Origin of the sequence: Psychromonas algarum (assembly GCF_004376845.1) — a bacterium.
GTDB lineage: Bacteria > Pseudomonadota > Gammaproteobacteria > Enterobacterales > Psychromonadaceae > Psychromonas.
In genome coordinates this window covers 1-15955 of sequence record NZ_SNUW01000003.1, presented here as the reverse complement: position 1 = coordinate 15955, position 15955 = coordinate 1, and the positions used below count along the sequence as shown (strand labels likewise).

Annotated in this window: 15 protein-coding genes and 1 pseudogene; 10 read left to right on the top strand and 6 right to left on the bottom strand. The window is 34.3% G+C overall.

Annotated features, from left to right (window positions below):
* Positions 1-7: 7 nt before the first annotated feature.
* The 4 genes from E2R68_RS02255 (at position 8) to E2R68_RS02240 (ending at position 3274) form a co-directional block, all read left to right on the top strand.
* A complete protein-coding gene (locus E2R68_RS02255) occupies positions 8-1642 on the top strand; it encodes a PfaD family polyunsaturated fatty acid/polyketide biosynthesis protein (RefSeq protein ID WP_134275887.1) in 1635 nt (544 codons plus the stop codon).
* 85 nt (positions 1643-1727) lie between these two features.
* Positions 1728-2153, top strand: a complete 426-nt coding sequence (locus E2R68_RS02250; RefSeq protein ID WP_134275886.1) for a VF530 family DNA-binding protein — start codon at positions 1728-1730, stop codon at positions 2151-2153.
* A 27-nt stretch (positions 2154-2180) separates the two neighbouring features.
* Positions 2181-2645 carry a GNAT family N-acetyltransferase gene (locus E2R68_RS02245; RefSeq protein ID WP_134275885.1) on the top strand — a complete coding sequence of 155 codons (465 nt, stop codon included), beginning with the start codon at positions 2181-2183 and terminating at the stop codon, positions 2643-2645.
* A 122-nt stretch (positions 2646-2767) separates the two neighbouring features.
* Positions 2768-3274 carry a VF530 family protein gene (locus E2R68_RS02240; protein ID WP_134275884.1) on the top strand — a complete coding sequence of 169 codons (507 nt, stop codon included), beginning with the start codon at positions 2768-2770 and terminating at the stop codon, positions 3272-3274.
* 126 nt (positions 3275-3400) lie between these two features.
* Here the strand turns inward: E2R68_RS02240 and E2R68_RS02235 are convergent, their stop codons facing one another.
* From E2R68_RS02235 to E2R68_RS02210, 6 genes are all read right to left on the bottom strand, one after another.
* Entirely contained in the window at positions 3401-4570 is a 1170-nt protein-coding gene (locus E2R68_RS02235) for a hypothetical protein (RefSeq protein WP_134275883.1), read from the bottom strand.
* Between the two features lie 28 nt (positions 4571-4598).
* Positions 4599-5678 carry an outer membrane protein assembly factor BamD gene (locus E2R68_RS02230; RefSeq protein ID WP_134275882.1) on the bottom strand — a complete coding sequence of 360 codons (1080 nt, stop codon included), beginning with the start codon at positions 5676-5678 and terminating at the stop codon, positions 4599-4601.
* Positions 5679-5796: 118 nt separating this feature from the next.
* Positions 5797-6387: a hypothetical protein gene (locus E2R68_RS02225; RefSeq protein ID WP_134275881.1), complete on the bottom strand. Its 591-nt coding sequence runs from the start codon at positions 6385-6387 to the stop codon at positions 5797-5799.
* 85 nt (positions 6388-6472) lie between these two features.
* Positions 6473-7054 (bottom strand): DUF2057 domain-containing protein, encoded by a 582-nt coding sequence (locus tag E2R68_RS02220; RefSeq protein WP_166738786.1) that lies wholly within the window; start codon positions 7052-7054, stop codon positions 6473-6475.
* A 280-nt stretch (positions 7055-7334) separates the two neighbouring features.
* Entirely contained in the window at positions 7335-8339 is a 1005-nt protein-coding gene (gene fbp / locus E2R68_RS02215; protein WP_134275879.1) for a class 1 fructose-bisphosphatase, read from the bottom strand.
* Positions 8340-8696: 357 nt separating this feature from the next.
* Positions 8697-9989 (bottom strand): DEAD/DEAH box helicase, encoded by a 1293-nt coding sequence (locus tag E2R68_RS02210; RefSeq protein WP_134275878.1) that lies wholly within the window; start codon positions 9987-9989, stop codon positions 8697-8699.
* A gap of 271 nt (positions 9990-10260) precedes the next feature.
* Here E2R68_RS02210 and E2R68_RS02205 point away from each other — a divergent pair, with 271 nt between their 5' ends.
* The 6 genes and pseudogenes from E2R68_RS02205 to E2R68_RS02175 form a co-directional block, all read left to right on the top strand.
* Entirely contained in the window at positions 10261-10623 is a 363-nt protein-coding gene (locus tag E2R68_RS02205; RefSeq protein ID WP_134275877.1) for a thioredoxin domain-containing protein, read from the top strand.
* Between the two features lie 136 nt (positions 10624-10759).
* Positions 10760-12943: a helix-hairpin-helix domain-containing protein gene (locus tag E2R68_RS02200; protein WP_134275876.1), complete on the top strand. Its 2184-nt coding sequence runs from the start codon at positions 10760-10762 to the stop codon at positions 12941-12943.
* 39 nt (positions 12944-12982) lie between these two features.
* Complete coding sequence (locus E2R68_RS02195) at positions 12983-13759, top strand: tRNA (adenine(22)-N(1))-methyltransferase (RefSeq protein ID WP_134275875.1); 777 nt, start codon at positions 12983-12985, stop codon at positions 13757-13759.
* A pseudogene (locus E2R68_RS02190) lies at positions 13725-14373 on the top strand (SphA family protein). The gene E2R68_RS02195 and the pseudogene E2R68_RS02190 overlap by 35 nt, the downstream one beginning before the upstream one ends.
* Positions 14374-14806: 433 nt before the next feature.
* Entirely contained in the window at positions 14807-15607 is an 801-nt protein-coding gene (locus tag E2R68_RS02180) for a hypothetical protein (RefSeq protein WP_134275872.1), read from the top strand.
* A gap of 74 nt (positions 15608-15681) precedes the next feature.
* The coding region (locus E2R68_RS02175; protein ID WP_208380101.1) for a transposase at positions 15682-15955 on the top strand (274 nt) is incomplete at its 3' end.

Here is a 15955-nt window from a genome sequence, read left to right as displayed (position 1 = left end):
AAAAGAAATGACACAGAATAAAAATAAAACGCCCTTAATAACTTCCAATCAAGCAGGTATTAATTGGAACTGGGATATTAATACCAATACATTAATGACAGATGAGCATAGCGTAAAGAAAGCTTTCTTAGCTATTGATAAACCTTTGTACCTGGCTCAATCACAAACTGGTGAGATTGGTGCTACACATCAACTTCAAGAGAGCGCTTCAGAAATGAGCGGAGATGTTGTTGCTTTTGCGCAGGCAATTAATGCAAAAGAGCTCGGTTGTAATGAGTTTAAAAGAGCACATGGTGTTAAATACGCATACCATGGTGGTGCAATGGCCAATGGGATTGCTTCTGTTGAATTGGTTATTGCGTTAGGGCAAGCTGGCTTTTTATGTTCATTTGGTGCTGCAGGTTTAATTCCAGATGTAATTGAAGAGTCAATTAAACGAATTCAACGCGCGCTACCTAATGGACCGTTTGCTGTAAATTTAATTCATGCTCCAAGTGAAGAAGCATTAGAGTCTGGTGCAGTAGAGCGATTTTTGAAGCTAGGTGTGAATACCGTCGAAGCTTCTGCATTTTTAGGCTTAACTGAACATATTGTATATTATCGAGTTGCAGGACTGTCACAGAACGCTGATGGCTCTATTAATATCAAGAATAAAGTCATTGCGAAAATTTCTCGTACAGAAGTTGCAGAGAAATTTATGTCTCCTGCACCTCAAAAGATATTAGATAAGTTACTGGCAGCAGAAAAAATAACTGCATTACAAGCAAAGCTCGCTTTACAAGTACCGATGGCCGATGACATTACTGCAGAAGCTGACTCTGGAGGGCATACTGATAACCGACCATTTTTAACGTTATTACCGACTATTATTCAACAGCGAGATCAAATTCAAGCTAGATATGACTATGTGGTACCACTTCGTGTTGGGGCTGGTGGTGGTGTTGGTACTCCTGAGTCAATGTTAGCCGCTTATAATATGGGCGCTGCTTACGTTGTTCTTGGTTCTGTTAATCAAGCTTGTGTAGAAGCAGGGGCTTCAGAGCATACCAGAAAGCTGCTCGCTAATGTTGAGATGGCTGATGTGACCATGGCACCAGCTGCTGATATGTTTGAAATGGGGGTTAAGTTACAAGTGGTTAAACGTGGTTCAATGTTTGCTATGCGAGCCAATAAACTTTATGAGCTTTATAGTAATTACCCAAGTATTGAAGCTATCCCAGCAGTTGAACGAGAAAAAATTGAAAAACAAATCTTTCGTCAAAATTTAGATCAAGTCTGGGAAACTACCATGATATTTTTCCATGCACGAGACCCGGAAATGTTAGCGCGAGTGAAGCAGGATCCGAAACGTAAAATGGCACTAATTTTCCGTTGGTATTTAGGCCTATCTTCTCGATGGTCAAATATTGGCGAAAAAGGGCGAGAGATGGATTATCAAATTTGGGCTGGCCCAAGCTTAGGTGCTTTTAATAGTTGGGTTAAAAATACCTACCTTGCAGATTATGAACAACGTAAAGCCGTAGATGTTGCATTACATTTATTAACTGGTGCTGCGTATTTACAAAGAATAAATCAACTTAAATACCAAGGTATTTCAATACATAATGATTTATTGAGTTATCATCCCTCGGCACCTTTTTAAAATTCATCAATATTTTTAATTCGAATATTTAATTTTAAGCAGCACTTTTTCAAAAGTGCTCGACACCGCAACAACAAGGTAATACATGACGGCTAAAACACAGAATAATCCATTATATGGTTTGAAACTTGAAATACTCTTAACTGAAATTTCAGAACATTATACTTGGCCTGGATTAAGTAAAGCATTGCGTATTGACCGTTTTGATTTTCATACTGGCATGAAATCTACTTGTAAATTTTTACGCAATAACCAATGGGCTCGTGAAAAGGTTGAAACGTTTTATTTACATGAATTTAAAGCATACCCATATCCAGAGCCAAAATTATTAGCTAAACCGCCAAGAGATCGCCATATTCCTGAAGATCAAGTTGAAGGCACTCCAGAAATTATTTCTGATGAATTAATTGAACGTGTTGATATTGCTTGTAAATATCGAGTGTATGATAAAGTAAATGCTATTAAAAAAGAGCCTGTTTATGATCCAAGTAATCCTTGGGGTATAAAATAAAAAACAAAGATAAAAAAGGAGATAGGCGTGTTAACTTGGAAATTATTATTTTTTTCAGAGCTTACTGTTTTACGCTTGTATCAAATTTTAAAGCTACGACAAGATGTCTTTGTCTTAGAGCAAGCTTGCTTATATGCTGACCTTGATGGGTTAGATCAACAAGCATTACATATACTACTAATATCAGAAGAAGACGATGAATTATTGGCTTATTGTAGAATACTCCCGGCAGGAACAAGTTATGCAGAAGTGTCCATTGGTCGAATTTTGGTTGATGTCTCTGCTAGACAGCAAGGTTTTGCTAAACAATTATTGAATAAAGCAATTAATTTTATTTGGCAGGAAATGCAGCAACCTAGGATAAAAATATCGGCACAAATGCATCTACAAGTATTTTATGAGTCTCTTGGTTTTGAGGTCACATCAGATCCGTACGATGAAGATGGTATAGAGCATATAGAAATGCTGTTAATTAATGAATCATTGCTATAACCTTTTATTTAAAGCTCACTCTTTTTTAGAATGATTCTGATTATTTTAAACAACTGATATAATAAATTATATTACCGCCATCGATTCACCTTTTGTGATGGCATTACATTTAGGAACAAAAAATGTCTGTTGAATTACAACGTAATAATCCGTTACATGGATTAAAGACCGAAACACTATTGACTGAATTAGTTGAATTTTATGGATGGAAAATATTATTCGCTGCAACACGTTTTAAGTGTTTTGATGTTAATCCAACGATTAAAGGTAGCCTGAAATTTCTACAAAAAACAGAGTGGGCGCGTTTAAAGTTAGAGAGCTTTTACCTATATCGTTTTAAGCGTATGCCAAAACCAAATGATGCTGAATTTCATTTGAATCCAAGAGAACGCGGCTTTGAACATGGTATCGTCCCTTTATCTCCAATGAAACTAACGATTGAATCAATAGAGTTATCACAAGCTAAAGCGGCTTCAGCGTTTCAAGAACGTCAAAATGAACAGCGTCAGGGAAACCATTCTCGTCAACGTAGAGAACAAGTCAGTAAACATCCAATGCGAGATAATAAAGGCCCTAAAACCACTAAAGAAGAGCCTAAATATGATCCAAGCAATCCTTGGAACGTATAGTTTAAACTTATATGGCTTTAATTTTGGATAATGGGTCTATATTGCTTAGCTTATCGGAAGTCATGTATTAAAAAGGGCGGCTAGTTAAAAACTAGTCGCCCTTTTTATTTTTACTAAATAATATTTTTACCAAGCAAAACCTGTTCTAAGTTGATAGCGACGATCTGTGTAGTCTCCATGCTGTGGTCCAAGTTGCTCTTCGTAAGTACTGAAACCAATTTGGAAAATACTCGCAGTAAAATCAAATCCTGCAGTATATGCACCTTGATAAATACCTGTCGCTAAACCAAATGCAGACCATGAGTTCTCATATAATAATGCAGAAACACCAAAACGAATTCTTTTTATAATGTCAGTATCATCATTTTCAGTGTAAGTTACATTTTTTCCGCTACCTATTGTATAAGTACGAGTTTGGTTTGCATTAAGTAAATCTACATAATCAAGTGCAATAACCGTTTTTTTAATGAAACCTAAATCTGGCTCTATAGCTGCACCAAGATTGACTGTCATAGGTTGAGAGCCATAACTATCGTCGTAATCTAATCCTCCAATATTTAATACGCTGACACCTAAAGAAGGCTTGAGAAAACTATTGAACTGATAAATAGCGCCTAAATCAGCACCAATTGCAGTACCATTATTTTCCATTTTGTCTTGTAAGTTATCCAATATATTGTCGTAATCGACCAACTGATCAGGTGTTAATGCGCCTTCGTAAGATTGTTGAGAAATAACCTTTAAACCTAGACCAAATGATAAATCACCAAGATCATTAGGTTTGATCGTATAACTTGCGGCACCTGTTATACCGCCATAACCTCTGGCTTGTACTTCAAGTAGGTTATAACTATTACCATGTGGGGTTAAATTTGCATCAACAGCACTTAATAAACCGATTGACCAAGCAAATTGACCATGATTGTTTGTCATTGAGCTATAGTTAGATACATCAACGTGAACAGTTTGGCCTGAGTAATCGTCAAAAACTGTTAAAATATCACCTTCATTATCACTATCAATAGCATCATTTAAATCGGTAAATAATGCTTGACCATTTTTACTTGTGCCTGCTTGGAAGCCTAACAATTCGATCACCATTCCATGTTCATTACTTACTTTTGCAATCCCAGCTGGATTAGAAAATATTGAAGTGCTATAACCTCCGGCAGCAACGTTTGCTCCGCCCATTGCCATGATCCGTTGGTCTTTATATAAGTAACTTAGCTCTGAAGCTTCTAACCCTAGCATTGGTGTTGTTAACCCTGCAAAGATGAGCATTGGTAATTTTTTCATATTGATTCCTTTCGTAATTCTTTGCTAATTATTTTTTATTTAAGTAGTCAGTAATATCTTGCATAGTAAAACAAGGTTGATCCGATGTAGTATCACAACCACCAGGTTTGATCTCCTCTTTAAACTTACCTGTTGCTTCAGTGATATCACTATTACCATCTTCTTTATGGGCGAATAAACTATCGATATTACTCAGACCATCATTTAAAGAATCAAGTACAAATGAATTAACAACAAGATCATCTTCTTCCTGACTTGGGCAAACATAACAAGTTGTTTCATTAATAACGCTACAAACAGTGAAATCTGTTTGACAGAAGTTTTCTGTAAATACGATATTGCTTGCTACATTATTTGTAGCACTATCGGTAGAAGAACTTTGTAAATAATATTTATCTTCTGTTCCTCCTGTTACTTTTAGGTGTTGATACGTTTTGCTAATCGTTCCATTAGAGAAAGTAACTTCTTCACTTGATTCAACTTGTATTGGAGATTGGCAGGAAGCTGAATAAGGTAAACTTATACTATTATCGGCAGTATAAGCAGTACTATATCCGATGGCACAGGTAGATTGTTTCATTGCACCTGAGGCATTATCTTTCCAGTCTTTAATATCTCCACCACTTAAAAAATCAATTGCTAAGGCTGTTTTAGTTAAACCAATGACTGCTTGAGTTAGACAGATGCCAACTTCTGTTGGAGTTTTGTCTGCAATGTCGTTGCATTGAGCGTTTAAATATTGAAGTGAGGTATCATGTGATAGCTGAAGATTTGCAAGTGTATTTGTTGTTTTTAGATCTGCTATATCGGTAGAAAAATTTAAAAAACTATCATCAGTTGATTTGTTATCTAAAACGGCTGCTAATATTGAAGGTAATGAATAACCCGCTCTGCCTAAATAAGCAGAAGCAAGGTCAATTAAATAATCATCATCAGAATAGTTATCTTGACATGTAGTCGACTCTAATTTTGTAATCGCATCATCGTAGTTCTTATTATCAAGATCTTGTTGAACGTAATATCTGCAATTATCATCTATTGATTGCTCTCCACAACCTGATAATAGTGCCACACTTGAGGCAATAGAAAATAAAAGAGGGTAGCGCATATTATATCCTTATATTGTTTATCTACAATAATGGTAGATATTTCCATTTATAAAACTCATGCTGTTAACATTAACATTAACATTAACATTAACATTAACATTAACATTAATATTAATATTACAATTCTTTAATCTTTCTTTTCAATATTAAAATTTGTTTTATTAACTGTGATTTTTCTAATTTAGCTAATTGAGTGACTTGAGTATCTCCTGCAAGTATAGACTCTGCTTGTAATTCGTCATTGTTATTATCGATGTTAGCAAGTTGTTGTTTAAGTTCTTTATTTTCCGCTTCAAGCTGTTCTAATTTTTTTTCTTGCTGTATATCGAATTCAGAGGATTTTTTTCCCGCAAAGATAAGTGATTCTAAAGTTTGATTAAGCGGGGCTTGTTTGGCTATTTTTTTTAATTGAATACCTGCTTTAATAGACAAATTAAAAGTATATAGCTTCTTACCATTATCACTATCGCGTGATTTTTTACTCCGCCATGCTTTGAACATTTTATTGCGCAGTTCACGCCCTTCGGGAGTACCTTCTAATTGATGACAAAATGCTTTGAATTTATCTTCATCAAGATTATCAGTATCTAATCCAGTACCATGAGTTAATTTTATAACTAAGTCTGTTTTTGGCATTAAATAATGTTTAACCCAATTCAAATTAGTCTGATTCCACTCAAAACTAGCAGGAATATCGACAGTGATCATTTAAAACTCCTTTAAATCAGTTATATGAATACTCTGATCTCATGACTTTTTGTGTGTCATTAAGTGATGCTGTTAAATGGTTTTGTTATTTTGTTTCATTTTCAATTAACCACATTTTAAATTCTTTTCTTTGTGCTTTATTGGATATTTTATATTGTTCAATCAAAGCATTTGAATTTTTAGCAGGGACTTTATGACTATTATTCTTAATATCGGCAACTGTGATATTATTTTTGTTATATTCGGCAACTATTGCTTCGATATCAGAGTATGGCATAAAACCTTTCCCCTTTAATTGCTCTGCTTTTTCTACTTGAAACTCTCCTTTCTGATTTTTTACATACCATTTTAAGCCGTTATCTATTTGTTTAGTCGCTTGTGAAAGGTTATTAAATTTTTCTGTTCTAATAGAGGTTTTTCCATCGATATTGATTGTAAATATATAAGGTCGACTTTCAATAAAATCTTCATTACCAAATGAGTCAATATATTTAACGACAACTTGTTGTGGACCATCTTCTACTTCAATATCTTTACTACCAAAAAATGAAGATTGTGCTTTAACGCCATTGATAGCTAATATTTCGATATTATTACTTGGAATAATCTCTCCTGAAAAAGCAAATGGACTTACTACTAAGGCTAAAAATAATCCTGTGACTTTCATGTACATTCCTAATGAGTATAAGCGGTATTGTAAATATAAATATGACAGATCATTGAGGGCATTGGTATATTGAAATGTCATTTCAAAGGACTTTCTTAAAAATAATGTGAAATAACGGTATAAATAGCCAATATTTTTGGCTAAAACTATAGATATTGATTGGAAAGTGTATTTTGTAATGCAGATATTTTATTTATTTTCTGTTTTTAATTACAAATAAAAATACCAAACATAAATGTTTGGTATTTTTATTTTTGATGCAGTTTTTAAAAAATTGAATTTATTCTTCTTTATTTTCTTGCATCATTTTTTCAGCTTCTTTTACCATATCAGCACTACCACAGAAAAATGGTACACGCTGATGTAGTTCTGTTGGATTGATTTCTAATATTCTTTGGAAACCATCAGTTGCCGCACCGCCTGATTGTTCAGATAAGAAGGCAATTGGGTTTGATTCATATAAAAGTCTTAGTTTACCAGTTGGAGCTTGTGCTGTTGATGGATAAATAAAGATACCACCTTTTAACAAGTTACGGTGGAAGTCAGCAACCAATGAACCAATGTAACGCGAAGTATAAGGACGGTTCTGTGTAGGTTCAATTTCTTGGCAGTACTTGATATATTTTTTAACACCTAATGGAAATTTTAAGTAATTACCTTCATTAATAGAATAGCAATTCCCCATTTTTGGTGTTGTCATATTTTCATGTGAAAGGTAAAACACACCTAATGAGGGATCACAAGTAAAGCCATGAACACCGTTACCTGTAGTGTAAACAAGCATTGTCGATGAACCATAGATAACATAACCTGCGGCAACTTGATTAATACCAGGCTGTAAGAAATCTTCAAGAGTAACTGGAGTACCAACAGGGCTAATACGGCGATAGATTGAAAAAATAGTACCTACTGAAACATTAACATCGATATTAGTAGAGCCATCTAGTGGATCCATCAATACAACATATTTGCTGTTATGGCCACGCTCACTATCAAAACTAACAAAATCATCTTCTTCTTCAGAAGCAACACCACACACTTCGCCGCGAGCTTCTAACGCATCTTTAAATTTATCATTGGCGTATAAATCAAGTTTTTGCTGTGTTTCACCTTGAATATTTTCAATACCGGTAGCACCGATTATATTAGTAATACCAGCTTTATTAATTTCACGGTTAACTATTTTAGCAGCTAAGCGAATGGCTCCTAATAAGCCTGTCAATTCCCCACTAGCCTCTGGGAAATCATGCTGTTTTTCAATAATGTATTCGCCTAAAGTGATCATATACTCTCCAATAAGTGTTGGATTTTATTATAGTATTAATAATAAAAATTCTTTTCAAAAAAGATGTTGCTTTGTTCGGATTAATTGAGTGACTAGCTATGCTGTATTAGAAATAAGGGCTAATTATTCATTGCGTTACAAAACTAGTTTAATGTTATTTATTTTACAAGTTATCAGCCTTAACTTACAGAAATATCATATTTATTTTGTTTTTATGTCGTAAAAACACAAGCTTTATGCCTAGCTTGTGCTTGACCGCATAATTCCTTCATTTATTTCTTGTTTAAAATCATGTTTGTACAAAATATTTTGAAGTTTTTTAGTCTGTTTTTTAGTATTCAATAACATTATTTAAAGCTATCTTGCTTTTCTTGCTTTATTTTTAGCCCGACGAACAGCAGAGGGTTTTGTTTCTGCTTTACGTTTTTCTAGCATTTGGTTACGTTCTTGTGTTGCTTTATAACGACTTTTTTTAAAGCTTTTTCCATCTTGCTGTACTTCAGTGCTTCTATCGAATTCATATCCGGGATAAACGATACGATCGAATTTTCTATCAATTAATGTTTCAATATTATCCAAGAATTGCTCATCTTTAGGACTGACTAATGAAATAGCTTGACCATTTTTACCTGCACGACCTGTACGTCCAATACGATGTACATAATCTTCAGCTAAGAATGGTAAATGGAAGTTAACAACATAAGGTAAATCAGGAATATCTAAACCACGAGCGGCAACATCTGTTGCAACTAATACTCGAACACTACCTTCTGTAAATTGTTGAATTGCTTTATTTCGGGCACCTTGGGTTTTATCTCCATGGCATAATGCAGCTTTAATACCATCTAATTTTAATTCTTGTGCTAATAAGTTGGCACTTTCTTTTGTCCCTGCAAAAACTAAAACTTGTTTCCAGTTTTTAACACCGATTAATTCTGATAATAATTCACGTTTACGTGTTTCACTAACCCAATAGACCTGTTGTTTAACTTTGCCTGAAGTTGAGTTTTGTTTTGCTGTTTCGATGTTCTTAGGTGTATGTAACAATTTATTAGCAAGTGTTTTAACTTTATTGGAGAAAGTCGCTGAAAACATTAATGTTTGATGTTTTTGTTTAATAATATCGGTTATTTTTTGGATGTCAGTTAAGAACCCCATATCCAACATACGATCAGCTTCATCAAGTACTAAGTGTTTAATATGGGCAAGATCTACTTGGCGAGCATTAACATGTTCAATTAAACGCCCAGGTGTTGCTATTAAAACATCTACACCTTGTTTAAGCATTTGAGTTTGAGGTGACATGTTTGCACCACCAGTGACAGCACACGATGTTAAAGGTAGAAATTGACTATATTGTTTAACATTTTCAGCAACTTGTAATGCTAATTCGCGTGTGGGAGTTAAGATAAGAACCTTAATCGTACGAGAGCTACCAATATTATTTGGTGGGTTTTTCGCTAAAATATCTAATAAAGGAAGAGTAAATGCAGCCGTTTTTCCGGTGCCGGTTTGTGCACTGGCTAATAGGTCGTGTCCGGCACGGATCATTGGAATTGCTTGTTGCTGGATTGGGGTTAATTTGGAATAACCACATGCTTTAACTGCTTTTAAAAGATTTGCAGATAAACCTGCTGCATCAACACTCATAATTAAACCCTATGTAAGTACATTATAAAATCAGCGCAGTATAACAAACTCTATTTGTAATGTTGGAAAAATAATAAGGCTATTGAGGTGACTTACTGAAATTATTAGTCGACAAATGTCATTGATCTTTTATTAAGTAATTTTTCTCTAATGTGTTCTTTTATTTATTGGGTACTTTTATAACGGCTATAAATAATAGGGTGGGTGTCTTGGCGTAATCTATTGCTTACAGTATGATAACTTTAATTATATTTTATCAGGAAGCCCTTTTATGTTTGATCACCTTCGTACTGTTACACCACTTGAAGTTAATGAAAAAATAGAAAATAAACAGAGTTTTGTATTAAATATCGTTGCCACTTGGTGCTCTGATTGTATGGATCAGCAAGAAAATATCATCTCTTTTGTTAACGAGTTGAAACAGCAAGAATTAGACGTAGTGCAACTAATTGCTCAGCATGAAAAAGGTGTTTTTGTTGATCTTGCTTATCAACAGTTAGTTGAACATTTCGGTGGGCATGGTTATCCGCGCACTGTACTCATTAAAAATGGTGAAGCAGTGAGTACCAGTAATGTTGAGATAATAAGTGAAACTGAACTATTAGCCTTAGCAACAGAATTTAGCAAACTTTAAGAAAAGAGCTTATTCAGCATTTTAACCTATGCAATAAGTTGTTATTTACCTCAACTATATTGACCCCTAGTATTCACAAACAAGTATCAATTTAAAAAAGTGATGCTTGTTATGTGAACATAATAAGAATCATACTATGCCATCAACCTCTAAAATTACTGAGTATTTAGCTCAAGAATGTCACATTTCCTTTAAACAAGCTGATAGTGCAATTAAATTATTGGATGATGGCAATACAGTTCCATTTATCGCACGATATCGTAAGCATTTAACTCAGTCATTAGGTGATAATCAACTTCGTTTATTAGAAACCAAGCTTCATTATTTTAGAGAATTAGAGACTCGTAAAGTCAGCATATTAAAATCGATTGATAGCCAAGGTAAATTGACCAAACAGTTACAAACACAAATACAATCAATACAAGATAAAGTAAGTTTAGAACATTGCTATGCACCATTTAAGACTACACGTGTTAGCAAGGCTAAATTAGCAGAAGAAGCAGGTTTAATGTTATTAGCCAAACAATTATGGCAATCTCCGAAGCAACAATTTAATAGGATTGCAGGTCGTTATATTAATGCCAGCAAAGGTTTTGTAACACCAGAGCAAGCATTAGAAGGTGCATTAGCTATTGCAGTTGAAAATATAACGCAAGATGTTGAATTGTTAACATTACTGAAAAAGCATTTAGGAGAACAAAGTGTATTGACTGCAGTCGTTGTGAAATCAAAAATAAACGCAGCAATTAAGTATAAAGATTATTTTGATTTTAGTGCTAAATTAAACCAGATACCTGCACACAGAGTACTCGCTATGTTACGAGGAAAATCAGAAGGTTTTTTACGTTTAAAAATTAATGCAGACCCATTTCAAAAAGACAAAAAAACTTATAGTTATTGCCAAACCTTAATGGCAAAACATCTTAATATTTATCTTGCTAAAGATGATCATGACTCTTGGCATCGAAAAGTCATCGATACTGCGTGGCGTACAAAATTGTTACTCAACCTTGAAAAACAATTCCTCGTACAATTAAAAGAACAAGCCGATAATGAGGCCATAGAACAGTTTGCTAATAACTTAACCTCATTATTAATGGCTGCACCCGCAGGCGAAAAAGTGACACTAGGTCTAGATCCTGGTTTTAAAAGTGGTTGTAAATTAGCGATCATTGATAAAACAGGAAAACTATTAGATTACGCGACTATATATCCGCATCAACCTCAGCGACAAATTGCTAAAGCAATACAGCAAGTAAGTCAGTTGATCAAACAATATAAGGTTGAATTAATTGCAATTGGTAATGGCACAGCGTCACGTGAAAGTGAGCAGTTTATTGCTGAAATATTGCAATCAATAGACTTACCCATAAAAGCTATCTCAGTGAGTGAAGCGGGTGCATCAGTTTACTCTGCATCACAATTAGCAGCAGAGGAATTTCCAAATTTAGATGTTACAGTACGTGGTGCTGTTTCTATTGCCCGCCGTTTACAAGACCCTTTGTCAGAGCTCGTTAAAATTGAAGCAAAAGCTATTGGTGTAGGTTTATATCAACATGATGTACAACAGACTTTGTTAGCAAATCGATTACAAGCGGTGGTAGAAGACTGTGTTAATAAAATTGGTGTTGATTTAAACACGGCCTCGGCTCATTTGTTATCGCATGTCGCAGGGTTAAATACAACGATTGCTAATAACATTGTTGAATATAGAGATCTGCATGGGCGCTTTAACTCTCGTCAAGCACTCAACAATGTTAATAGATTAGGAGCAAAAGCATTTCAGCAAGCCGCTGGTTTTTTAACAGTCAATAAAGGAGAAAACGGTTTAGATGAAACCATTCTGCATCCAGAGCAATACCTATTAACGAAAGAGTTTCTTCTTTTAAATAAGATAACCGTTGAACAAGTATTAGCATCACCAGAAACATGTGAATTAAACATACCTGAGGATATGGATAAAGATAAAGTCATTGCTTATCGGGAAATTTCGAATGTACTTAAACAAGTACGCCGTGATCCTAGAGCTGAATTTAAAAGTGCAGAGTTTGATCAAAATATTCAAAAAATAACTGATCTCAGTGTCGGAATGGCACTACAAGGTGCAGTCACGAATGTGGCTAATTTTGGTGCTTTTGTTGATTTAGGTGTTCATCAAGATGGGTTAATTCATATATCAATGTTAAAAGAAGGTTTTGTCGATGATCCTCAGAAGGTAGTTAAAGTAGGGCAAATAGTTAATGTAGAAATTATTAGTGTTGATACAGAAAGAAAGCGTATTGCATTGACTATGAAGTCCATTAAACAACCATCAATATAAAAACTGATAACTGATAACTGATATAAGTAATTAGATAAAATGAAGTTAAATAAACGTTTGTTAAATTTATCGGAAATGGTCACTTCACCCTACCACCTTGTATGGGATTGTTGTTGTGATCATGGTTTATTAGGATTTAAAATCCTAGCAGATGGCTTGGTTAAACAAGTTAATTTTGTGGATCTTGTTCCTGCTATTATTGATAAATTAGATAAAAAATTATCAATGTATGCGTACCATTTACCTAATGATGTTAGCTGGAATACCTTTTGCCAAGATGTAGCAAGTCTACAATTAATGGAAGACAAGCATCAGAGTCAATTATCACCGATTCCTAAGCAATTAGTTATTATCAGCGGAGTAGGGGGAGAGTTAATGATTGATATGCTTGAAGGTTTAATGCAACGTTATCGTGGATATAACATCGATTATTTATTATGTCCGGTACAGCATACTTATAAATTACGGACTGCATTGATTAAATTAAACTTTAAGTTAAAAGAAGAGCGCTTGGTGGTTGAAAATAAACGAGGTTATGAACTCTTATTGGTTAACCAAGTTGTAGGTAAAGAAATTTCTTTGAGTGGAAAAAAAATATGGGAGCCAAAAAACTCTCATAAACAATATCTCGTTAAACTTATTGCACATTATCAACGTATGGAAAGTTCAGATTCGAGTCATAAATTAAGCCAGCTTGATCAGGAATTAAATACAAAGGCATTAATGGATTACCGTCTTGTACTTCAAGAATATTATCAAAATACAGTAGAGTCCCATTGGAATGTTAACGAGGATAAAGACGAGTCATTGTTTTGAAATCGCTATTTTTAAAGTATCTGCAGAAAATTTTCCAAGAGTTATGGGGTTATGTTTTGGGTGGGGTAATAATCATAGTGAAGGACATATTTCTCCTACAGGTAAACCCTCTATAAAAGGTGACGACTCTGTTACTGGATTTACCGATTTATACCCGATAGTAAGCCTTGCGTGGAATGAAGATAAGAATAATTGGATGACTTATGTAACAGGTGGCATTCCTGTTGGTGATTATGATTCAAGCCGATTAGCTAATATCGGTATAGGTCATTCTGCTATCGATATTGGCGGTGGTTATACTTATTTTAATGAAACAAGTGGTAGAGAGTTTTTGGCAGTGCTTGGCGCTACTTATAACTTTGAGAACTATCATACGGGGTCTCGTTGGTTATGTTTACGGTCAATTAACGGAAGATACTAGCGCTTATGCCTACAATGATGGGTTAAAATCAAGCATTGCCTCTATTGCACCTGAAATAGGCTATTCATTTACAATGAATGAGCAACAAGCTTATATTAACTTACGCGGTTATTGGGAGTTTTCTGCTAAGCATCGTGTTGAAGGTACCGCTATTTTCACTACAATCAGCATTCCTTTTGGTGCTAAAAAATAAATATTTTATAAGTTTTTTCTCAGAGTTATTTATTCAATTTTAAAGGGAATGGATATGAAGGTAAATGTGGTTTTGAAATCATTAGGGTACATTTAGCAGGTATAGAAATATTTGCTGTTCAACCCTTTTTATGCGGTTCTTCCTTTCACCTTTTTTATAAATTAAATGTAAAGTAAATGGCAGTAAAATTTAGTTTTATCAAAGACATAGAGGTTTTATATCTATCTTGATACAAATGACTTAATTAAAGCGTTCACAACGTTAAATAGATTATATTTTTTGATGTTTATAGTTGTTTTTTGTGGCTGAAACATTAGAATCTGGCATGGTTTCGTTTCTTTAGTTTTTAGCCTAAAACGAAAAGTTTGTATTTAAAAATCTATAATCAAAAGCTCTTTAAAGTGAGCCTCCATTACATTGCAAGGGATTATCAATGTCGGAATATAAAAGAAAATCTAACCTTAAAGATAGCATTATTAGTGGTATTGTTGTTCTCGCGATACTAGTGGCCGCTGTTGTATTTTTAATTAATCAGTTTTCGGAAGTGGACTTAAGCAAAAAAGAATTAGAAGACTTAAGGTCAGAAATAAAACTTGCTGAGGTTGATCTACTGGAAAAACAAGATAAGTGGGAATTAAAAATAATAAGAGATACAAAATACATTGCAGCTCAAGAAGAAGAATTAAATTTAGCATTTAAGGAATTTGAAGTTGAGCGAGCTGCATATAAAGAAGAGATCGAAAAACTAAAAGCTAATTACAATTCTAACACTCCTAATGTCTCTAGAAAACAAATTGAAAGAGAAATTCGTGCTGAGTTTGCATCAAAAGGTAATAACCGAGCACAAATCAACCGACTGAACAGTCAAAACTTAGCATTAAAAGCCAAAAATGATGTGCTTGAAAAAGAAATGGTTGAATTCAGAAAGTGGCAAAAAGAATCTGCAAAAATTAATAAAGCAGCTGCACTTGCTGAAGAGAAAAGAAAAGCACAAGATGAAGTCGTTAAATTAATGGATGAATTTACTGCCTTTGATATTGATCTTAAAAAACCTAATTGGTGTGATAAAGAATACAGTGAACGTTTTTATCAAGCTGAAGATAAACTAAATGAAATCAAAGACCTTGTTAAGAAACACAACTTTGGCGATTCCTATAAAGCCTTCTTAGTCGACGCTTCTCGAAGCACTTCAAATACAGCCCCTGACGGTTGGTGTAACGGTGTAAAAATGTAATCGTTAAGAGACTGTAATAAAAACTGTGTAACTGCTTATTTATAATCCTACTATTTGGAAAAGGATAAGCAGTTATGGATCAGAAGCAATTAGAAGCGTTTGCTCGTGAAGCCGCGAAAACATTAAAAACAGAAAAAGACCTCAACAACTTTAGTCAGATGCTGACTAAGATAACCGTTGAAGCTGCATTGAATGCAGAGTTAGACGACCACCTTGGTTATTCCAAACATCGAAAATCATCAACCACTAACAGTCGTAATGGCAGTTCAACTAAAACTATTATTACTGACGATGGCCAGTTTGAACTTGAAACTCCCCGTGACAGAGAAGGCTCTTTTGAGCCTCAGT